The 19,924-nt window shown below is 66.0% G+C and carries 20 protein-coding genes and 1 tRNA gene; 10 read left to right on the top strand and 11 right to left on the bottom strand.

All coding sequences use genetic code 11. From position 1 onward, the window contains the following. The first annotated feature begins 51 nt into the window (after positions 1 to 51). From QNO08_RS15530 to QNO08_RS15495, 8 genes are all read left to right on the top strand, one after another. Entirely contained in the window at positions 52 to 552 is a 501-nt protein-coding gene (locus QNO08_RS15530; protein WP_229966181.1) for a MarR family winged helix-turn-helix transcriptional regulator, read from the top strand. Positions 553 to 640: 88 nt separating this feature from the next. Next, entirely contained in the window at positions 641 to 1,768 is a 1,128-nt protein-coding gene (locus QNO08_RS15525; RefSeq protein WP_229966180.1) for a glucose-1-phosphate adenylyltransferase family protein, read from the top strand. A gap of 393 nt (positions 1,769 to 2,161) precedes the next feature. Then, positions 2,162 to 2,398, top strand: coding sequence for a 50S ribosomal protein L28 (gene rpmB / locus QNO08_RS15520; protein WP_210227561.1), 237 nt, complete (start codon positions 2,162 to 2,164; stop codon positions 2,396 to 2,398). After that, on the top strand, positions 2,398 to 2,565 hold the full coding sequence (gene rpmG / locus QNO08_RS15515) for a 50S ribosomal protein L33 (RefSeq protein ID WP_013602737.1): 168 nt from the start codon (positions 2,398 to 2,400) through the stop codon (positions 2,563 to 2,565). Before rpmB ends, rpmG begins: the two co-directional genes overlap by 1 nt. A gap of 2 nt (positions 2,566 to 2,567) precedes the next feature. After that, complete coding sequence (gene rpsN / locus QNO08_RS15510) at positions 2,568 to 2,873, top strand: 30S ribosomal protein S14 (RefSeq protein WP_104053171.1); 306 nt, start codon at positions 2,568 to 2,570, stop codon at positions 2,871 to 2,873. A gap of 468 nt (positions 2,874 to 3,341) precedes the next feature. Then, positions 3,342 to 3,629, top strand: a complete 288-nt coding sequence (locus tag QNO08_RS15505) for an HU family DNA-binding protein (RefSeq protein ID WP_104053170.1) — start codon at positions 3,342 to 3,344, stop codon at positions 3,627 to 3,629. A gap of 219 nt (positions 3,630 to 3,848) precedes the next feature. Next, a complete protein-coding gene (locus tag QNO08_RS15500; RefSeq protein WP_229966665.1) occupies positions 3,849 to 5,876 on the top strand; it encodes a bifunctional copper resistance protein CopD/cytochrome c oxidase assembly protein in 2,028 nt (675 codons plus the stop codon). Further along, entirely contained in the window at positions 5,876 to 7,855 is a 1,980-nt protein-coding gene (locus tag QNO08_RS15495) for an NHL domain-containing thioredoxin family protein (protein ID WP_229966179.1), read from the top strand. The genes QNO08_RS15500 and QNO08_RS15495 overlap by 1 nt, the downstream gene beginning before the upstream one ends. Positions 7,856 to 7,887: 32 nt before the next feature. Here QNO08_RS15495 and QNO08_RS15490 read toward each other — a convergent pair whose 3' ends face one another. The 10 genes from QNO08_RS15490 to QNO08_RS15445 form a co-directional block, all read right to left on the bottom strand. Continuing rightward, positions 7,888 to 8,868: a hypothetical protein gene (locus tag QNO08_RS15490; RefSeq protein WP_229966178.1), complete on the bottom strand. Its 981-nt coding sequence runs from the start codon at positions 8,866 to 8,868 to the stop codon at positions 7,888 to 7,890. A gap of 75 nt (positions 8,869 to 8,943) precedes the next feature. After that, positions 8,944 to 10,212 carry an ABC transporter ATP-binding protein gene (locus tag QNO08_RS15485; RefSeq protein WP_229966177.1) on the bottom strand — a complete coding sequence of 423 codons (1,269 nt, stop codon included), beginning with the start codon at positions 10,210 to 10,212 and terminating at the stop codon, positions 8,944 to 8,946. A gap of 37 nt (positions 10,213 to 10,249) precedes the next feature. Then, positions 10,250 to 11,092, bottom strand: coding sequence for a carbohydrate ABC transporter permease (locus tag QNO08_RS15480; protein WP_229966176.1), 843 nt, complete (start codon positions 11,090 to 11,092; stop codon positions 10,250 to 10,252). Beyond that, complete coding sequence (locus QNO08_RS15475; RefSeq protein WP_229966175.1) at positions 11,092 to 12,060, bottom strand: carbohydrate ABC transporter permease; 969 nt, start codon at positions 12,058 to 12,060, stop codon at positions 11,092 to 11,094. Before QNO08_RS15475 ends, QNO08_RS15480 begins: the two co-directional genes overlap by 1 nt. Continuing rightward, positions 12,057 to 13,340: a sugar ABC transporter substrate-binding protein gene (locus QNO08_RS15470; protein WP_229966174.1), complete on the bottom strand. Its 1,284-nt coding sequence runs from the start codon at positions 13,338 to 13,340 to the stop codon at positions 12,057 to 12,059. Before QNO08_RS15470 ends, QNO08_RS15475 begins: the two co-directional genes overlap by 4 nt. Positions 13,341 to 13,516: 176 nt before the next feature. Next, positions 13,517 to 14,443, bottom strand: coding sequence for an AEC family transporter (locus QNO08_RS15465; RefSeq protein WP_229966173.1), 927 nt, complete (start codon positions 14,441 to 14,443; stop codon positions 13,517 to 13,519). A gap of 166 nt (positions 14,444 to 14,609) precedes the next feature. Further along, positions 14,610 to 14,683: transfer RNA gene (locus tag QNO08_RS15460), tRNA-Gly, on the bottom strand. A gap of 66 nt (positions 14,684 to 14,749) precedes the next feature. After that, positions 14,750 to 15,046 carry a protealysin inhibitor emfourin gene (locus tag QNO08_RS15455; protein WP_229966172.1) on the bottom strand — a complete coding sequence of 99 codons (297 nt, stop codon included), beginning with the start codon at positions 15,044 to 15,046 and terminating at the stop codon, positions 14,750 to 14,752. Then, positions 15,043 to 16,086: a M4 family metallopeptidase gene (locus QNO08_RS15450; RefSeq protein ID WP_229966171.1), complete on the bottom strand. Its 1,044-nt coding sequence runs from the start codon at positions 16,084 to 16,086 to the stop codon at positions 15,043 to 15,045. Before QNO08_RS15450 ends, QNO08_RS15455 begins: the two co-directional genes overlap by 4 nt. A 104-nt stretch (positions 16,087 to 16,190) precedes the next feature. Continuing rightward, on the bottom strand, positions 16,191 to 16,712 hold the full coding sequence (locus tag QNO08_RS15445; RefSeq protein WP_229966170.1) for an SseB family protein: 522 nt from the start codon (positions 16,710 to 16,712) through the stop codon (positions 16,191 to 16,193). A gap of 172 nt (positions 16,713 to 16,884) precedes the next feature. On the opposite strand from QNO08_RS15445, the gene QNO08_RS15440 reads away from it, so the two are divergent. Then, on the top strand, positions 16,885 to 17,739 hold the full coding sequence (locus QNO08_RS15440; RefSeq protein WP_229966169.1) for a tryptophan 2,3-dioxygenase: 855 nt from the start codon (positions 16,885 to 16,887) through the stop codon (positions 17,737 to 17,739). Between the two features lie 55 nt (positions 17,740 to 17,794). After that, positions 17,795 to 18,370 (top strand): dCTP deaminase, encoded by a 576-nt coding sequence (gene dcd / locus QNO08_RS15435; protein WP_229966168.1) that lies wholly within the window; start codon positions 17,795 to 17,797, stop codon positions 18,368 to 18,370. A 65-nt stretch (positions 18,371 to 18,435) separates the two neighbouring features. Here dcd and QNO08_RS15430 read toward each other — a convergent pair whose 3' ends face one another. Continuing rightward, positions 18,436 to 19,806, bottom strand: coding sequence for an MFS transporter (locus QNO08_RS15430; protein ID WP_229966167.1), 1,371 nt, complete (start codon positions 19,804 to 19,806; stop codon positions 18,436 to 18,438). Between the last annotated feature and the right edge of the window lie 118 nt (positions 19,807 to 19,924).

The raw sequence follows: 19,924 nt of genomic DNA, 5'->3' as shown, positions 1-19,924 counted from the left end.
AGCCGGCCCGCCGATCATTGAAGGCTCAACCAACCATGGGAGAATGGACGCATGAGTGAACTTGCTGCACCAGCCCCCCGGTGGCTGAGTCCCGATGAACGGCGGGCCTGGCTGGCCCTGTATGCCGTTGCCACGCGGCTTACCCCCACTCTGGATGCCGACCTGTTTCGCAGGGCGCGGATAACCCTCTTCGACTATCACGTGCTGGCGATGGCTTCCGAGGCTCCCGGCCGCGCACTGCCGATGAGCGAACTGGCGGCACGGTCCAACGCCTCCCTCTCCCGGCTGTCCCATGTGGTAAAAAAGCTGGAGAACCGGGGCTGGATGGAACGCTCCCCGTCTCCGGATGACGCCCGCGTGACCACCGCGGCGCTCACCGACGAAGGACTGGCCGCCCTCGAAGGGCTGGCTCCGGATCACGTCCGATCCGTGCGGGACCTGGTGTTCGACGGGCTTGATGCCCGCGACGTCGAGGACCTGGAACGGGTGGGGCGCAAAATTCTGGCCCGGATCGAGCCGGGCAACAGCATTCTGGAAAACGACCAGACATGACGTGGGGATTCCTGCCAGCGTAGGAAACACTTGAAAACCCACTTTCGTCCCAAGCGAGAGGCACTTTTCCATGCAGGCATCACGGATTTTGACAATTATTCTTGCCGGCGGAGCGGGCGGCAGGCTCGGCGCGCTCACCGAGCACCGGGCCAAGCCGGCCATGCCGGTGGCGGGATCCTACCGGCTCATCGACGTGCCGCTGTCCAACCTCCACAACAGCGGATTCTCGGATGTCTGGATCGTGGAGCAGTACAAGCCCAAGTCCCTCAATGACCATCTCGTCAGCGGGCGTCCCTGGGACCTGGACCGGACCAACGGCGGCCTGCGGGTGCTTCCGCCCTACCAGGGCGGCGAGGGCGAGGGCTTCGCTGAAGGCAACGCAGACGCCCTGTACAAGCAGGCCGACTACATCCGCGAATACGATCCCGACCTGGTAATGGTGCTCAGCGCCGACCACCTGTACCGGCTGGACTACCGCGACGTAGTGGCCACGCATCAGGCGGCCAACGCCGCGCTCACGGTGGTGACCACGAAGATCCGGAACAACCCCTCGGACCACGGTGTGGTCGAAGCCGAGGGCGGCGCGGTGACCGGCTTCGAGTACAAGCCGAAGCGGCCGAAGACGGACCGAGTGGCCGCTGAAATTTTCCTCTACGACGCCGACGTCCTGCTCACTGCCATGGATGAGCTGGTGGAAAAGGAAGGCCGGCTCGACGACTACGGCGACCAGCTGATCCCGTACCTGGTGCAGACCGAAAAGGTTGCCGAGCACCGGCTCGAGGGCTACTGGCGGGACATGGGAACTCCGCGCAGCTACCACCAGGGCCACATGGACCTCATAGACGGCCGCGGCCTGGCCTTTGATGACCCGCAGTGGCCCATCCTCAGCGCAGCTCCCCGGCTGCTGCCCGGCTACGTCGGGGAGGGGGCCCGCGTTTCCGCCAGCCTGCTCGCCCCGGGCTCGCGCGTGGAAGGCGCCGTGCACCGCAGCGTGATCGGGTCGGGCGCCGTCATCGAAGCGGGTGCCGAGGTTGATTCCTGCGTGATCCTCGGCGACGTGCGGATCAGCTCCGGAGCCCGGCTCCGGAACGCCATCGTGGACGCCGACGCGGTGATTGGCGGCGGCACGGAACTGGACGGGGCACAGCTGGATCCGGACGCCGGTGTGGTGGTCGTGGGCGCAGACGGCGCCGTCGACGCCCCGCCGTCGTCCTGACCGCCAGTGAGCTCAGGCACGTTAACCGGATAGGGTGTCCCGCTGGTTTGAATGAAAGCCGGGTTGCCCCTAGGATAGAGAGGCGTTAAGTTGCGCCTGTGTCCACCGGTCCCGCTTCCATGCGGTCGGACGGACATTTGCGCGGCCACCCGTATAAACCTAGAATTGAAGGCTGTCCCGGCAGATACTGCTTGGCTTCCTGAACTTCACCGTCTTCCCCGCGGCGAGGCACTTCGGCTGGATCTCACCCCGCCAGGTTCACCTCCGGAAAGTCGCAGTAATAACGGTGTCAAAACTGGTGGCGGGACGCTCTTTATGGCAGGTGCTTAGGCAAACGCCCTGTGTCTGTTTTTTGAGGACCGTCATATTTACTACAACTGGAGGAGAGAGATCATGGCAGCATACTGCCAGGTAACCGGAGCCATTCCCGGCTTTGGTCACAGCATTTCGCACTCGCACCGCCGCAACAAGCGCCGGTTCGACCCGAATATTCAGAAGAAGCGCTACTGGGTTCCGTCCCTGCGCCGCAACGTGACGCTGCAGGTTTCGGCCCGCGGGATCAAGACGATCGACGTGCGCGGTATCGACGCCGTCATCACTGACCTTATCTCGAAGGGTGTGAAGCTCTAGTGGCTAAGGACAAGGACGTACGTCCGATCATCAAGCTGAAGTCGACCGCCGGCACCGGGTACACGTATGTGACCCGCAAGAACCGTCGTAACGACCCGGACCGCATGGTTCTGAAGAAGTACGACCCGAAGATCCGCCAGCACGTCGAATTCCGTGAGGAGCGCTAAACATGGCAAAGAAGTCAAAGATTGCCCGCAATGAGCAGCGTAAGGTCATTGTTGAGCGCTACGCTGCAAAGCGCCTCGAACTGAAGAAGACCCTGGTGGATCCGAACGCCACCGACGAAGCCCGCGAAGCTGCACGCCTCGGCCTGCAGAAGCTTCCGCGCAACGCCTCGCCGGTCCGCCTTCGCAACCGCGACCAGATCGACGGCCGCCCCCGCGGTACCCTCCAGAAGTTCGGTATCTCGCGCGTCCGTTTCCGCAACATGGCCCACGCAGGCGAACTGCCGGGCGTCAAGAAGTCCAGCTGGTAAGCATCGCTTAACTGAGCTGTTAAAAGGGCGGCAACCTTCGGGTTGCCGCCCTTTTTGCTGTCCGGCAACCGCCTGTTCGGGACGCGGCTCCGCTGGCTGCCGGGTCCGGGGACGGCGGACACCGGTTCCCACTCTCTGGGGCACCTGTTGCCTCCCGGGACCCCGTTTGCCCCGGGAGGCACCACGGGTTGGGAACCGGTGCGGCTCCGACGACGGCGGCGGTCCGGGGTGCGGCGGCGGGGGATCCGGCGGGGAGGATGCGCGGGCGGGAATCCGCGCCGTTGCGGGGATTAAGCCTAAGAGGTCCGAAGGCGGAAATGGCACCGTTTTCTGGGCTGAGAGCGGAAAAAACCGCTAAAAACAGCGGATTTTGCCTGATTTTCGGTGTCGGGCTGGTAAGTTTTCCAACAGTGGCGGTTTCGCATCCGTGATCCGCTCGAGCTAACCCCTAGTCCAGGAGGACATAAATTGGCTATGAACCGCAGTGAGCTTGTTGCAGCAGTCGCAGAGAAGTCCGGCAACAGCCAGACCGCAGTGAACGGCGTTCTTGACGCTGTCTTCGACATCTTCGCAACCTCTGTTGCCAACGGTGAAAAGATCACCATCCCGGGCTGGCTTGCCGTTGAGCGCACCGACCGTGCCGCCCGCACCGGCCGCAACCCGCAGACCGGCGAAACCATTCAGATCCCCGCAGGCCACAGCGTCAAGCTGACCGCGGGCTCCAAGCTGAAGGCTGCCGTCTCCACCAAGAAGTAATCTCCTCGAACGAGGCAAGGGCCGGCGCCGAAAGGCGCCGGTCTTTTTTGTGCAATTAGCCCAAATTTCTACCGTGGGTAGAGAATAGGTACCGTGCCTAAAACTGCCAACACCGCTACCGACGCCGGCCGGACGGGAAGCGACTCCCGCCCCGTCCCCGGCGGATCACCGGCTGACCCGGCCCTCCGGAACGGCTGGCTGATCGCCGCCGTCGCCGTCATGCTCACGGCCCTCACCGGAGCCCTGATCTTCTCCGGTGCCGCCGCCGCCCAGCAGCTTTCCGACCCCGGCGCCCTTACCCGGTGGGCGCTGCCCGTTGCAAAGGCCCTCCACAACGGAGCCATGGCCGCGGTAATCGGGTCCCTCGTCTTCTCGGTGGCCATCCTCCCCAAATCCCTGAAGCTGAAGCGGGGCCGCAGGGTCGAGGCCGGTGAACCCGAACATCCGGCCTTCTCCCGGGCCCTTGCCCTCGCCGGCGCGGCATCAGCGGTCTGGACCCTGTCCGCCGTCGCCGTGCTGCTCTTCACCTACTCGGATGTGTCCGGGCTGCCGCTGAGCGCCGATCCGAGCTACACGCAGGGGCTGGGCGCCTTCGTCACCGATTTCTCCGCCGGACGCGCCTGGCTGGCCGTGAGCATCATCGCCGCAGTGGTGACCACCCTGGCCTTCGGAATCCGCTCCCTGAACACCCTGGCCGCGACCACTGTGCTGGCCGCCGGAGCCATTGTCCCCATCGCCCTGGTGGGCCACTCCGCCGGCGGCGACGACCACAGTGCCGCCGTCAACTCGATCGGCCTGCACCTGGCGGGCGTCTGCCTGTGGATCGGCGGACTCATCGTCCTGGCCGTGGTGTCCCGCCAGCTGGGCCCCATCACGGGCCTGGTGCTGCGGCGCTATTCCGCACTGGCCGGCTTCGCCTTCGCACTGGTGTTCCTGTCCGGCGTCGTCAACGCTTCCCTGCGGATCACCTCCTTCGCCCAGCTGAACTCCGACTGGGGCACGCTGGTGATCTTCAAGGCGTCCGCGACCCTGCTCCTCGGCGTCATCGGTTTCCTGCACCGCCGCTGGATCATTCCGCAGCTGCCGGCCAAGGTGCCGGGCTCGGCGGCCGGCTCCAGCGAGCAGGGCGGTCCCCGGCAGAAGAGCGCCAACCGCATCCTCTGGCAGCTCATCGCCGTCGAACTGCTGATCATGGGCGCCGTCTCCGGCGTGGCCGTGGCGCTGGGCCGCACCGCCACCCCCCGGCCCGAGGAGCTGCCGCCCGACGCCTCGCCCGCGCGCATCCTGACGGGCTACGACCTGCCGCCGGAGCTGACCCTCGAGCGCTACCTCACCGAATGGCGGTTCGACTGGCTCTGGGTGGCCATCGTGGCCGTCCTCGCCATCACCTACCTCCGCGGCGTGGTCAAGGTCCGCCGCCGCGGAGACAAATGGTCACTGGTCCGGACCCTGTGCTGGCTGGCGGGACTGGCCCTGCTGACCTACGTCACCTCGGGCGCACCTGCGGTGTACGGCATGGTCCTCTTCAGCACCCACATGCTCGGCCACATGACCCTGACCATGGTGGTTCCCCTGTTCCTGGTCCTCGGCGCACCGGTGACGCTGGCGCTGAAGGCCCTGACGCCGCGCGGCGACGGCACCCGCGGCATCCGGGAATGGATCCTGGTGGGCGTGCACTCGTGGTTCTCGAAGCTGGTCACCCACCCGATCTTCGCCGCGGTCAACTTCGCCGGATCCATCGTGGTGTTCTACTACTCGGAACTGTTCGGCTTTGCCCTGCGCCAGCACGTGGGCCACGAGCTGATGATCGTGCACTTCCTGCTGACCGGCTACATCTTCGTCCTGACGATGATCGGCATCGACCCGCTGCCGTACCGGGCACCGTATCCGCTGCGCCTGGTGATCCTGCTCGCCACCATGGCGTTCCACGCATTCTTCGGGGTGGCAGTGATGGGCGGCACCTCGCTGATCCAGGCGTCCTACTTCGGAAACATGGGCCGGGAGTGGGGGCTCTCCGCCCTCGCCGACCAGCAGCTGGGCGGATCCATCATGTGGGGGGTCGGCGAAATTCCCACCGTAATGGTGGCCATTGGCGTGGCGCTGCAGTGGTCACGGACCGACGCCCGCGAAACACGGCGCAAGGACCGGGCCGCCGAGCGGAATAATGAGGCCGAGCTGGCCGCTTACAACAACATGTTCGCCAATCTGGCCAAGCGGGATGCCAGCAGCCCTGAAGGAGATCGTTAATGACTGAAACCGTGCGCGCCGGGTACCGGGTGCGGGCCTCCGAACTGGAGGGCCGCAACTGGCTCAACACCGGCGGCCGCCAGCTGGGCCTCGAAGACCTGCGCGGCAAGATTGTGCTCCTGGATTTCTGGACCTTCTGCTGCATCAACTGCCTGCATGTCCTGGATGAGCTGCGCCCGCTGGAAGAGAAATACTCCGACGTGCTGGTCACGGTGGGCGTGCATTCGCCCAAGTTTGAGCATGAGGCGGATCCCGTGGCCCTGGCCGCGGCCGTGGAACGCTACGAAATTCACCATCCCGTCCTGGATGACCCGGAACTGACCACCTGGCAGGCCTACGCCGCCCGCGCTTGGCCGACCCTGGTGGTCCTGGACCCCGAGGGCTACATCGTGGCCAACCTCTCCGGCGAAGGCCATGCCGCCGGCCTGGACTCGCTGATCAGCGAACTCGTGGCCGAGCACGAAGCCAAGGGCACGCTGCACCGCGGCGACGGCCCGTATGTTCCGGCCGAGCCCACCGCCGGCAACCTGCGTTTCCCGGGCAAGGCCGTTGCGCTGCCCGAGGGCACCTTCCTGGTCGCCGATACCGGGCACCACCGCCTGGTGGAGCTCGAGGCCGACCTCGCCACTGTGCGCCGCGTCATCGGCGAGGGCAGCAAGGGCTGGCGGGACGGCAGCGCCGGCACCGCCCGCTTCAACGAACCGCAGGGCGTGGCAGTGCTTCCCTCCGCGGTCGCCGAAGCGGCGGGGTACGACGTCGTCGTGGCGGACACCGTCAACCACCGCCTGCGCGGAGTGGCCCTGGCCTCCGGAACCGTGACCACGGTGGCCGGAAACGGTGTTCAGCGGCTCCTGGACGCCGGAAACCAGACCAAGCGGGTTCCGGGGGAGGACCACCCCTCGGAATCCCGCACAGCGGACGCCAGCGGCTTCGGGCCCTCCCTGACGGAAGCCAGCCTCGGCGCCGATCCCCTGAACGTCTCGCTCTCCTCGCCGTGGGACCTCACCTGGTCCCGAACCCTGGGACGCCTCGTGGTGGCCATGGCCGGCACCCACCAGATCTTCACCTTCGACCCGCTCACCGGTGCGGTGGACATCCTGGCCGGCACCGGGCTGGAAGGCCTGCTGGACGGCCCCGGCGACCGCGCCTGGTTTGCGCAGTCCTCCGGGCTGGCCGAGGACGCCGCCGGCAGCATCTGGGTAGCCGATTCGGAGACCTCGGCACTGCGCCGGCTCTCCTTCACCGCGGACGGCGGCGGAACGGCGGTGTCGGTGGACACCGCCGTCGGCGCCGGGCTGTTCGACTTCGGTTTCCGGGACGGCGCGGCCGGCGAGGCGCGGCTGCAGCACCCGCTGGGCGTGGCGGTGCTGCCGGACGGCTCCGTGGCGGTCGCCGATACGTACAACGGGGCGGTCCGCCGCTACGATCCGGTCACCAACACGGTGTCCACCCTGGCCCGCGGACTCTCCGAGCCCTCCGACGTCCTGGTCGACACCACCACCGCCGGTGAGCCGCTGCTGATCGTTGTGGAGGCCAACAAGCACGAACTGATCCGGCTGCCCATCCCCAAGGAGGCGCAGTCGGTGGATGAAGGCGCCCGGCAGACGCAGCGCCCGGCCAGCCCGATGGCCGCGGGCCCGGTGGGCCTGTCCGTGCGGTTCGCCGCACCCAAGGGGCAGAAGCTCGACGACCGCTGGGGTGACCCGACCCAGTTGAAGATCTCATCCTCCCCGGAGGAGCTGCTGGTCTCCGGCGGCGGCACCTCCACCGGCCTGACCCGGAAGCTGGTGCTGTCGGACTCCGTCGGCGGCGGCGTCCTGCACATCACCGCCCGCGCGGCTGCCTGCGACGGCGAACCCGGCGGCGAGATCCCGGACCACGCTGCCTGCCACCTGTACCAGCAGGACTGGGGCATTCCGGTGACGATCGACGCCGGCGGCGACACCGCGCTGACACTGGACCTGCGCGGCCTGGACTAGCCGCGGTTACCTCGCGGGGGAGGGGAGCGGCGTCAGTCGATGAGGGGCGTGACGGAAACTTCGTCGCTGCCGATCGCTAGCTTCGCGGCAAAGCTGAAGTCCTTCTCCACTTCGAGCGGACTCTGGGCGCCGCTGAACAGGTCGGTCTGCGTGGTGGTGAGCCGGGCCTTGCCGCTGAGCGGGGAGAGCACCCAGTTGCCGGAGACGGAACGGATCTTCACCTCGGGGTACTCGGTGATCTTCCAGACGATCGGCAGCTCCACGCGGTCAGTGAAGTGGAAGAATGGGCAGCCCGGGGGAGCGAGGCGGTCCTGGGCAGCGGTGCAGCCGGCCAGGAAGGCACGGACGTCCGCATCGACTTCGTCTTTCAGGGTTTGGGTGGCCTCGGTGGTCAGCACCAGGTCCAAGGTGTCCCGCGGCGAGGCGAGGAGCCCGGATTCCGCCGGCGCGGCAAAGTACTTCGAGGTGTATGAGACCTCCACCCGGGCGGGATAAAACGCCGCGAAGGTGGTGGTGTCCTCCGGCAGGGCAATCTGCACGCCGTTCACGGAAGCGCTCTGCTGGCTGGCTGCCGTCACCGTCAAGGTCGGCAGCGCCGCGGGGGCGAAAGACCAGCGGTCGAAGAACAGCCACGCCCGGTCCGTCCGCTCGAGGCGGTACGTGCTCGTGCCCTCTTCCCCGCCGAGGGAATACCGAACCTCAAGGTCCACCCGGTCTTCTCCGGCGTTCCGCGGTTCGGCGATGTCCAGCACCTCAAGGTCGGCGGTGGAGGCCTTCAGGGCGTCGCCGTCCAGCAGTGCCGCGTTCGCGTCCGGCACCCTGGCGGCGAGGAGGCCCAGGGCGCGTTCGCCGTCGCCCTCCTGCAGGGCGGTGAAGTAGCTGTTGACCTGGTGTTCGGGTCCGTAGGCTTTGGTGTTGACGAAATAGATCACCACCACCGCGGCGGCGACGGTGAGCATGAGCGCGAGCAGCCAGGTGGCTACTGCTTTGATGACCGATGTTGTTCCCTGCACTGCTCAAACGATACCGGCTGGATCCCTGGAAGCCCGGACCGGCAGTTCGACGGCCGGGCTTCCGCGGCGCGGGTCCTAGGGCTCGACGCCGCTGCCAACGGTGTCGTTTTCATGTGCTGCGGCGATTTCCTCGGCCCGGGCGGCGTTGGCTTCCTCGGTGAGTTCGGCACCCGCAGCCGCGTCGCGGGTGAGGTTGTCGCCGGTCTCCGGATCGAAGAGGTGCACCTTGCGGGTGTCCAGCCACAGCTCGGCGTCTCGTCCGCCACGGATCCGGGACGCAGCGTCCAGGGTGACCACGATCTGCGGGCGCAGTTCGTCGGCGTCCATGTCGCGGGCCAGGTTGTCCAGCAGCTCCTTGACCTCGGGGTCCGGATGGAAGGGAATGTAGCCGTACTGCTCGTTGCCCAGCCATTCGGTGTGGCTGATCGGCGCGGTGAACACGGAGCCGTGCGGGCGTTTGGCCTCATCGACGAATTTGGCGTCCTCGAAGAATTCCGGCCGCAGCCCCACGAGAACGATGTTCTTCCCCGCTGCCTTGTCCGCCTTGTCCTGCGGAATCGTCAGATCGCCGACAGCCGTCCGCAGGACGTTTCCCTCCACCGTTGCCGGCAGGAAATTCATGGACGGTGAGCCAATGAAGCCGGCCACGAAGAGGTTGATGGGCTGCTCATAGAGTTCGCGGGGCGAGGCCACCTGCTGCAGGATGCCCTTCTTCAGGACCGCCACCCGGTCGCCGAGGGTCATGGCCTCCGTCTGGTCGTGGGTGACGTAAACGCTGGTGGTGCCCAACCGGCGCTGCATCTGTGCGATCTCCGAACGCATCTGGCCGCGCAGCTTGGCGTCCAGGTTGGAGAGCGGTTCGTCGAAGAGGAAGGCATCGGCCTGCCGCACGATGGCCCGGCCCATGGCCACCCGCTGGCGCTGGCCACCCGAGAGGTTGGCCGGCTTGCGGTCCAGGTGATCGGTCAGTTCCAGGGTGGAAGCGGCGTCCGTAACGAGCTTGCGCACCTGCTCGTCGGTGTACTTGCCCTTGTTCAGGCGCAGTGGGAACGCAATGTTCTCGAATACGGTCAGGTGCGGATACAGGGCGTAGTTCTGGAACACCATCGCCAGGTTCCGGTCGCGGGGTGCCTTGTCGTTGACGCGCTCACCGTTGATCAGGAGGTCACCGGAAGTGATGTCCTCCAATCCCACGATCATGCGCAGCAGGGTGGACTTTCCGCAGCCCGACGGGCCCACGAGGATGATGAACTCGCCGTCGGCAATGTCCAGGCTGACATCGTTGACGGCCGGAAAACCGTCTCCGTACTTCTTGACGAGGTTCTTGAGGGTGATCGATGCCATGAGAACAAATCCTTTTCTTCGACCGGACGTGCGGGGACTAGCCCTTGACGGCGCCCTGGGTTAGACCCGAGACGATCTGGCGCTGGAACGCCAGCACCAGCACTACAACGGGAATGGTGACAATTATTGCGGCCGCCGAGATGGCGCCCGTCGGTTCTTCGAACTGGGAGGCGCCGGTGAAGAACGCCAGGGCTGCCGGCACCGGCCGGGCCGCGTCGGTGGAGGTGAGTGAGATGCCGTAGACGAAGTCGTTCCAGGCGATGAAGAAGGCAATGATCGCCGTGGTGAACACGCCAGGGGCGGCCAGCGGCACGATGGCCTTCCGGAACGCCTGCCAGGTTGTGGCGCCGTCGACCTGTGCGGCCTGTTCCAGCTCCCACGGAATCTGCCGGAAGAAGGCGGCCAGGGTCCAGATCGAGATCGGCAGCGTCAGCGACAGGTAGGGGATGATGAGGCCTGCCCAGGTGTCGTACAGGCCGATGTTGCGCCACAGGTTGAACAGCGGGGTCACGATGGAAATCACCGGGAAAATCGAAACTCCGAGGGCCGTGGTCAGCACCAGCCGCTTCCCCGGGAAATCCAGCCTGGCGATGCCGTAGGCGCACAGCGTTGCCAGGACCACCGCGATGAAGGTGGCGATCAGCGAGATGCCGATCGAGTTGCGCAGTGCGGAGAGGAACAGCGTCTGCGCGTCACCGACCAGGATCTGCTCGTAGTTCGTGAACGACCAGGTGTTGGGGAGGAAGGTGCCTGAGGTCAGATCGCTGGGAATCTTGAAGGACGTGGCGAAAATCGAGGCCACCGGAAACAGGGCGTAGACGATGACGAAGACCGAGATGACGGTCCAGACGATTCTGCGCCTGGCGGGTGAGGCTTTCATTAGTTACCCCCTCGTGCACCGGTGAGGTCCACCTTGAATAGTTTGATGGCGATGAAGCAGATGATAATCACGCACACGAACAGCAGAACCGAAACGGCCGAGCCCATGCCAATCTCCAGCCGTGTGATCGAGGTCCGGTAGGCCAGCAGCGACAGCACCTCGGTTCCGTACGCGCCGCCGGTCATGATGTAGACGTTGTCGAAGATTCGGAAGGCATCCAGGGCGCGGAACAGGACGGCCACCATGATGGCGGCTTTCATGTTGGGGATGATCACGCGCTGCATCCGCTGCCACCAGGTGGCACCGTCCACTTCGGCGGCCTCGGTAAGCTCGCCGGGAACCTGGGCCAACCCGGCCAGGAGCAGGAGGGAGATGAACGGCGTCGTTTTCCAGATCTCCGACGCCATGATGACGAACAGTGCTGTCCAGGTGTCGGCGAACCAGTTCAGGTCGGTGCTGATTCCCGGCACCCAGCTGAACCAGTGATTGATGTAGCCGGAGTTGATGTCGAAGGCGTAGAACCAGGCGAAAGCCGACACCACGGTGATGATGCCGTACGGAACCAGGATTGCCGTGCGCAGCCAGCCGCGGACGGTTTTCAGGGCGCTGTTCATGACCAGGGCCAGGGCGAAACCGAGGATCAGCTCCACCACGACGGTGACCACGGTGATGAGCAGCGTGACCCCCAGATCGCGCCAGAACAGTCCGTCGGTCAGGATGACGCCGTAATTGCCGAGTCCGATGAATTCCCGGTCGGCGGGCGCGGTCAGCCGGTAACTGAACAAGGATTCCCAGAGCGCCAGCAGGATCGGATAGGCGGTGACGGCCAGCATGATGATGAACGCCGGTCCGGCCAGCAGGAAGCCAAGGCGGCGCTCGGCCCGGGCACGGTCGCTGAGCCTGGCCTTGGCCGGTGCCTTGGCCCGCGCCGCGGCACCCGGAACGGCTGCTTCTACGGAGGTGCTCACAGCAGTTTCTCCCCTCTTAGGACGTCAACTATGAATTCCTGGCTGGTGGCCGGCGTGGTGTCCGGGTCGACATCGCTCGGAGGGGTCCACGTCTGCTGGATTCCGGTGGAAATCTCGTTGTAGTACGGCGTCTGCGGCCGGGGCTTGGACAACTCCAGCGATTCCCGGATGGTTCCGGCCATGGGGAAGGTCGAGACGGCTTCCGGATCGTTGTACGCCTCGGTGTTCGACGGCGGGTTGCCGTTGGTGGCGAAGTAGTAGGCCTGGTTTTCCGGGCTGACGATGCACTCGATTGCTTGGTAGGCCAAATCCGGATTCTCGCTCTTTGAGCCCACTCCCAGGTTGATGCCGCCCAGCGGGGGCGCTGTGTCCTCCCCGGCGTTGACCTGCGGGTACAGGGCCCACCCAATGTCATCAATGAGCGATTGGGGCAGGGTTCCGGCCTCGACGGCAGCGTTTGTGGCCGGCCAGACGAAGGGATAGTTCACCATGAAGGAGCCCTCGTCGCCCTGGAACTGGATCATTGAGGTGTTTTCGGTCTGGGTGGGAAGACCGGGTCCGCCCAATCCGTCCTTGCCGATGGTGGACACGATCTCCGCGGCGGCTTTGCCGGCGTCGGTATCGACGCCGAGCTGCAGCTCGTCCGCCGGCGCATCGGGGTTCTCCACGATCTGTCCGCCTGCCGATTCAATGAGCGCGTTCACCCACACCGTCATTGACTCGGCCCGGGCTCCCTGGACGCCCAGGAACTTTCCCTGGTCCTGCGCCGCCTGCATGATTTGGTCCCAGGTGACCGGCTGGCTCATGTCGAGTCCGGCAGCCGCGGCGACGGACTTCCGGTACCAGAGGATCTGCGTGTTGGCCCAGAACGGCACCGCGACGATTTCGTCCTTCCACGTGGCACCGGCCAGCGCGCCCTCCACGACATTCTGGGTGGTGCGCTCGACGACGTCCTCCGGAACCGGGGCCAGATAACCGGGTTCGGCGTACTCGGGGACGTTCGGCGGGTCCAGGCTCATGATGTCCATGGTCTTGTCGCCGGCAGCCAGGCGCCGGGCCAGCTGTTCACGCTGGGAGGCGGCGTCATTGGGAAGCAACGATGTTTCGATGGTGTAGGCGCCGCCGGAAGCGTCGCTGCACCGGGATGCCAGTTCGGCCTGGCCGCCGTCGTCCGGGTTGATGTACCAGGTAAGGGTGGGAGCACCTTCGCTGGAGCTGCAGCCACTCAGCAACGTTGCTCCAACGGCGAGGGCAAACCCCGCAGCTGCATGTTTCCTCATACGGGATGGGCCGTAGTATCTTGCATCCGTTGGCATCGGTGTTGTGCCTCCACCTCGTCGTAGGCGCAGAGTCCGAAAACTCCGCGGCGGCTGCCACCCTAAGCAGCCTTTCGAAAGACACTATGCCCTGACCGTGTTTTTCGCCACTGTCCCATCGGCGCGGGAAGGTGGTTTGCTCAGGTCAGGAGTGCAGCGACCGCCACTAGGACCGGCAGGGAGATGATGGTGGTCAACAGGACGGTGTCCTTGGCAACGAGCACGCCCTCCTCGTACCGGGTTGCAGCAACAAATACGTTCTGTGCGGTGGGCAGGGCTGCGGTGACGACGACGGCGAACAGCAGGTGCCCCTCCATCCCGAGGACGAACCGGGCCAGCAGGTAGGCCAGGGCCGGTTGCAGCACCAGTTTGAAGGCCGACGCCAGGACGACGTCGATCCGCCGGCCGCCGTCGCGGTGCAGCGGCCGGGAACCGACCAGGGAGATGCCGAACGCCAGCAGCATCGCCGGTACCGCTGCTCCGCCGATCAGCGTGACCGGTTCCAGGATGATCACGGGCAGCTGAAGTCCGGTGGCAGCCAGGATCAGCCCGATCAGGGTGCCGATGATGATGGGGTTGCGGCCAATCTGGGCCAGGAATGACAGCACCGAGGTCCGCCGGCCGCTGGTGCTTGAATCCATGAGCATCAGGAACACCGGTGTGAAAAATGCCAGCTGGAAGATGAGGACCGGCGCGATGTAGGCGGCGTCTCCGAGCACGTACACGGCGATCGGCAGGCCGAGGTTCGCGGCATTGACCACCGACGAGGACATCGCCGATATGAGGGCCTCCGGGAACGGCCGGCGCAGCCACCAGCGGGTGCACAGCAGGAAGAGGAGCGCTGTCAGGAGGGCGCTGACCGCTGCGACCAGGAGCGGCAGGGAGAAAACGGTGTGCAGGTCGGCGTCGCTCAGCGTCACCAGCAGCAGCGCAGGCGAAGCCACAAAAAACGCCAGCCGGCTCAGCACGGTTTGGGCGTTGCCGCCCAGCACGCCCAGCCTGCCAATCACATAACCGGCCAGGATGATGATCCAGACAACCGTAAACCCAGTGAGTACCCCCAGCACCGGGAACTACGAAACGGGGATGGTGGCGGAGACCCGGCGGATCTCGGACGGAAACATCATGGAGTGGGTAACTAAGCGGCTCATCGCGGCCCAGTATACGGGTGGCAGCGGAGCACGCAGAAACACGACGGCCCCCGGAATCTCGAGGATTCCGGGGGCCGTCAGGTGGAGCGGGCGACGGGAATCGAACCCGCGTATCAAGCTTGGGAAGCTAGCGCTCTACCATTGAGCTACGCCCGCAGAGCCGGAGTACTCCGGCACAGGCAACCACTTTACATGTAACCGCGGCCTCACGGAATTTGGGCGTTAGGGTGCGTCGGCCGGCCCGTCATCCAGCCCGTCGGCTCCGGCATTCCGGGCGCCTTGGCGTGCGCGCTCCACCAGATCCCGCCACCTTCCCTGCACACAGCTCTCGGGCAGGGTGGCCGTGAAATGGCCCACTTGGATGTCATAAACGAACCGGTCCGGGCCGGCGGGCTGTCCCGGCGGCGGATTCTGCAACAGCGGCAGCCACTCCTGCTCCGCTTCCTCGGCGCTGACCTGAATGCTCCAGACCCGGGTGAGGCCCGCGAAACCGCCGGTGCGGACCACCACTATCTTCACGGCCGCACTCCCACGGCTTCCCAGGCGTCGGCGACGGCGCCGTATTCAGGCCCGGACGTTCCGTAGCGCTTCTCGGTGGCAAGCAGCGTCCCGGCCGCGAAGAGGGAGAAGGTGCAGTCCACGGGAAGTGTCTGCTCGGTGATTGTGTCGTACCAGATCTGCCCGGCGCGTTCCCAGGCATAGCTGCCCATGGCGACGGCGGCCAAATAGAAGGCATGGTTGGGTATCCCCGAGTTGATGTGAACGCCGCCGTTGTCCGCTGTCGTGGAAACATAACCGGCCATGGTGGCGGGCTGCGGGTCCCGGCCCAGGACGTCGTCGTCGTAGGCCGTGCCGGGAGCCTTCAGGGAACGCAGGGCGGCGCCCGAGACCTGCGCCGTGAACAAGCCGGCGCCCACCAGCCAGGCGGCGTCCCCCGCTTCCTGGCGGAGGAGCTTTTGTTCGACGAGAACGCCGAACACATCGGAGACCGACTCGTTCAGCGCCCCGGCCTGGTCCTGGTATTCGAAGCGGGAGGTGTACTGGATGAGGCCGTGCGCCAGCTCGTGGCCGATCACCGTCAGCGACTTGGTGAATCGTTCAAAGACCTCGCCGTCGCCGTCCCCGCAGACCATCCGCTCGCCGTCCCAGAACGCATTGTCGTAGTCGCGGCCGTAATGGACGGTGGCGGCCAGCACCCCGCCGGCGCCGTCGACCGAGGACCTGCCGTACACGTCGCTGAAGAGGGCGTGGGTGGCTCCGAGTCCCTCGTACGCTTCGTCGACCGAGCTGTCACCGGAGGGCCCGCTGCCCTCCGCCCGGACCAGGGCGCCGGGCAGGGTTTCCGTGCCGCCGGCGTCGGACACCTCCCGCCGCAGCGATGGAACGACGGCGGTGCCCGGGTGCGGTGCCGGAGCCTGCCGGGCCTGCGCGCGGGCCTGCTGCACGGGAGGCAGCTCGGCCAGCGCCCGCCGCGCTGCCTCCGCGGCCCGGCTGAAGCTGCCGTCCTGCTGCTCGGCGATGCGGGCCAGGAGGTAGGGCGGAACGATCGAACAGATCATGGGAGTCCTCCAAGAATCGGTCTCGAGCCGGGAGCAGGAACTGCGCCCGGAGCCTCAGCCTAGAGGGCCCCTCCGACATGGCAAGGACGGGAGGTCCAACCCTTCTACTGTGCCTGCGGGTTTCCTTCTGCTCCGTCGGGGGCGGAGTCGGGTGCCCGGTTGGCTGCCGCCTGGTCGTAAGCGGCAACGATGGCCGCCACGCCCTCCGGACCCAGTTCAAGGCCCATGTCGCTGCCGGGGTTGATGGCCAGGCCGTAACCCTGCGCGATGCTGCGCAGCGTGGCTTCGCCGCCGGCCTTGACCATGACCGGGGCCTGTTCGCGGATCTGCTCGGGCACGCGCCCGGCTGTGGTGAAGGTGGCAGCCACCGCCGAGTCACCTTCCGGAGACTTCAGGACGAGGGCTTGGAAGGAGGAGGGATCCTGGTCGTCCTGAAGCCGGCCGACGCTGAGCAGCTCCGACTCGCAGATGCGCGCCACCAGTTCCTGGCTGCTGATCCGCCCCTCCTTCCCGGCAACAATCGCTTCCTCCAGGGCGGCCGCGCCCTCGGGATCGGAATACTGTGCCTGGCCCGGCACGGAAGTGTCCTGTCCGGCGCCGTCGGTGTTGTCAGTGTTCTCCGCCATGGGTCTCTCCTCAGAAGTTGTTAAAACCAGAATGCTCAGCGGCAAGTTTGGCACAGCAGCAGGGGGGTGTTTCAAGCGGGGGGCAGGCTTCGAGCGCGGCGGGGGAGCGGGCCGCGGACCGTGAAGCTACCGTGGGAGCTGTCCGGACCGATCAGCGAAAAACGGAGCACCGATGAGTGTCAGCAGGAATACCCGCAGCCTGGAACCGGGCATCGAACGGGACTTCACCGACAAGATGAGTTACGGAAGCTACTTGGCCCTGGATCAGCTGCTGGGGGCCCAGCATCCGGTCAGCAGTCCGGAGCACCACGACGAAATGCTCTTCATCATCCAGCACCAGACCTCCGAGCTGTGGCTGAAGCTGGTCCTGCACGAGCTGCGTTCGGTGCGTTCCAAGCTGGCAGGCGACGATCTGCGCGGGGCAATGAAGGGCATCGCCCGCATCAAGCACATTCAGCGCTCGCTGACGGAACAGTGGTCGGTGCTGGCCACGCTGACGCCGTCGGAGTACGCGGAATTCCGCGGGGATCTGGGAGCCTCGAGCGGTTTCCAGTCCCATCAGTACCGGGCGGTGGAATTCCTGCTCGGCAACAAGAACGCGGCCATGGTGAACGTCTTTGCCGCGGACCCGGCGGCCGTTGAGCTGCTCACCGGGCTGCTGGACCAGACCAGCATCTACGACGAGTTCATCTTCTTCCTGCACCGCCGCGGCTACGACGTTCCGGAAGAACTGCTGACCCGCGACTTCAGCCAGGCGCACGTGGCCAACGAGGCCCTGATGCGTGTTTACCAACACGTTTACGAGAACGCCGCGGAGCACTGGGACGTTTATGAAGCCTGCGAGGAGCTGGTGGATCTGGAAGACAACTTCCAGCTGTGGCGCTTCCGGCACCTGAAGACGGTGGAGCGCACCATCGGATTCAAGCGGGGAACCGGTGGTTCCTCCGGTGCTTCCTTCCTGCAGCGGGCACTGGAACTGACGTTCTTCCCCGAGCTGTACGCCGTCCGGACGGAGATCGGCCGGTAGCCGGCCCGGCGGGACTCCGGCGGGAGTGCCGGCGCCGATGCGCTATTTTTAGAAGGTGCTGATTTCTGACCGCGACATCCGAACCGAAATTGCCGACAAGCGGATTGTTCTCGATCCCTACGAACCCGGAATGGTCCAGCCGTCCAGTGTGGACGTGCGCATTGACCGGTTCTTCCGGCTCTTCGACAACCACAAGTACGCGCACATCGACCCCTCCCTGGACCAGCCGGACCTGACCCGCCTGGTGGAGGTTGACCCGGACGAGCCGTTCATCCTGCATCCGGGAGAGTTTGTGCTCGGCTCCACCTACGAGACCGTGACGCTGCCCGACGACATCGCCGCGCGGCTGGAGGGCAAGTCCTCACTGGGCCGGCTCGGCCTGCTCACGCACTCCACCGCGGGTTTCATCGACCCCGGCTTCTCCGGCCATGTCACCCTGGAGCTGTCGAACATGGCGACGCTGCCGATCAAGCTCTGGCCCGGATCCAAGATCGGCCAGCTGTGCTTCTTCCGGCTGACCTCGCCGGCGGAATTCGCCTACGGCTCCGGCCAGTACGGCAACCGCTACCAGGGACAGCGCGGTCCGACGGCGTCGCTCAGCCACCTGAACTTCCACCGCACTACGGTCTAGGCCCGGTTCCTTCGACCGGCCCACCGGGCGGTCCGGGCCCCCGGTCGGCCGAGCCGGTCGGCCCGCTAGACCTCCGGAACCACCGCACGCGGTGTCTTGCCGGGGGAGCGGACCGGCAGCAGGACCAGCAGGCCCAGGAGCAGCACGAGCAGGATGCCCAGGATGCCGTACCGCTGGGCGCCGAAGATGCTGATGAACGCCGCGAACAGGGCCGGTGCCAGGAAGCTCACGGCCCGGCCGGTCGTGGCATAGAGCCCAAACAGTTCGGCTTCCTCGCCCTCCGGGGCCAGCCGGGCCAGGAACGCGCGGGACGCTGACTGCGCCGGACCCACGAACAGGCAGAGCAGCAGGCCGAAGATCCAGAACGTGGTGTCGCCGGACCACTGCAGTCCCAGCAGGCTCACATCTTCGGCCCCGAACAGGCCAATCACTCCGCCGGAGATGAGCAGGCCGACCAGGGAGAAGACAATGACGTTCTTCGGTCCGGCGCGGTCGTCCAGGAAGCCGCCGGCTATGGCGCCCACCGCGGCCACGACGTTGCCGAAGATCGCAAAGATGATCACCTGGGACAGCTCCCAGCCGAAGGTCCCGGAGGCAATCACGCCGCCGAAGGTGAAGACCGCGGCCAGGCCGTCGCGGAACACCGCGCTGGCCAGCAGGAACCAGACGGTGTGCGGGCTGGTCTTGAAAATGGCCTTGATGCGGCGGAACAGCAGGCCGTAGGACGCAAAGAAACCAATTCCGGCAGCCCGTTCCCGCCGGGGAACCTCCGGCACCGCAAACAGCACGGGCAGCGCAAACACTGCCAGCCATACGGCGGCGAAGACGGCCACGGCGCGGATGTTCAGCCCGTCCTCGGACGTGACGCCAAACCATCCGACGTCGGGGTTGATGAAGCCCACAAGCACTGCGGCCAGGGCGGCGATCCCGCCAACGTATCCCATGCCCCAGCCGAAGCCGCTGACCCTGCCCACGTTGGCCGGGGTAGAGATCTGCGACAGCATTGCGTTGTAATTCACGCCCGCGAACTCGTTGAAGACGTTGCCCAGGGCGATGAGCGCCACGCCCAGCAAGAGGAATTCCGGGCGCGGATAGACGAAGAAGCACAGCGCGGTCACCAGGCACACCAGCGCCGTGTTCACGCCCAGCCAGGTCTTGCGCCGGCCGCCGGCATCCGAGCGCTGCCCGACGACGGGGGCCAGCACGGCCACTGCAAGCCCGGCCAGAGCGACGCCGTAGCCGAGGACCGAGGAAGCGTGAGCCTCTCCGCCGAAGCTCTCCGAGGTCAGATACACGGTGAAGACGAAGGTGGTCATCACCGCGTTGAACGCCGCTGATCCCCAGTCCCAGGCCGCCCAGGCGAGGATCTGCCGTTTCCGGACCACCGCCGGCGCGCCGGCGGAGGAGGTGCTGGGTGCTTGTGTGTTGGAGACCATAGCCAGATGCTATCGGTGCCCGCGGTTCCGCCGGGCCACAAACGAAGCACCGGCATGTCCCGCGCCGGGTAGCGCCGGGTACCCCAAATGCAACTTAGGTGTATGCCATGGGTAGAAT

The sequence above is a fragment of the Arthrobacter sp. zg-Y820 genome (genome assembly GCF_030142155.1).
Lineage (GTDB): Bacteria > Actinomycetota > Actinomycetes > Actinomycetales > Micrococcaceae > Arthrobacter_B.
Note: the sequence above shows the minus strand (reverse complement) of the source record. Positions and strands in the feature narration are given on the sequence as shown.

Excerpts from the sequence above, each read along its gene's own strand:
- QNO08_RS15530 (WP_229966181.1), top strand. The coding sequence starts at position 52 with ATGAGTGAACTTGCTGCACCAGCCCCCCGGTGGCTGAGTCCCGATGAA.
- rpmB (WP_210227561.1), top strand. The coding sequence starts at position 2,162 with ATGGCAGCATACTGCCAGGTAACCGGAGCCATTCCCGGCTTTGGTCAC.
- rpsN (WP_104053171.1), top strand. The coding sequence starts at position 2,568 with ATGGCAAAGAAGTCAAAGATTGCCCGCAATGAGCAGCGTAAGGTCATT.
- QNO08_RS15500 (WP_229966665.1), top strand. The coding sequence starts at position 3,849 with ATGCTCACGGCCCTCACCGGAGCCCTGATCTTCTCCGGTGCCGCCGCC.
- QNO08_RS15495 (WP_229966179.1), top strand. The coding sequence starts at position 5,876 with ATGACTGAAACCGTGCGCGCCGGGTACCGGGTGCGGGCCTCCGAACTG.
- QNO08_RS15485 (WP_229966177.1), bottom strand. The coding sequence starts at position 10,212 with ATGGCATCGATCACCCTCAAGAACCTCGTCAAGAAGTACGGAGACGGT.
- QNO08_RS15480 (WP_229966176.1), bottom strand. The coding sequence starts at position 11,092 with ATGAAAGCCTCACCCGCCAGGCGCAGAATCGTCTGGACCGTCATCTCG.
- QNO08_RS15470 (WP_229966174.1), bottom strand. The coding sequence starts at position 13,340 with ATGAGGAAACATGCAGCTGCGGGGTTTGCCCTCGCCGTTGGAGCAACG.
- QNO08_RS15450 (WP_229966171.1), bottom strand. The coding sequence starts at position 16,086 with ATGATCTGTTCGATCGTTCCGCCCTACCTCCTGGCCCGCATCGCCGAG.
- QNO08_RS15445 (WP_229966170.1), bottom strand. The coding sequence starts at position 16,712 with ATGGCGGAGAACACTGACAACACCGACGGCGCCGGACAGGACACTTCC.
- QNO08_RS15440 (WP_229966169.1), top strand. The coding sequence starts at position 16,885 with ATGAGTGTCAGCAGGAATACCCGCAGCCTGGAACCGGGCATCGAACGG.
- QNO08_RS15430 (WP_229966167.1), bottom strand. The coding sequence starts at position 19,806 with ATGGTCTCCAACACACAAGCACCCAGCACCTCCTCCGCCGGCGCGCCG.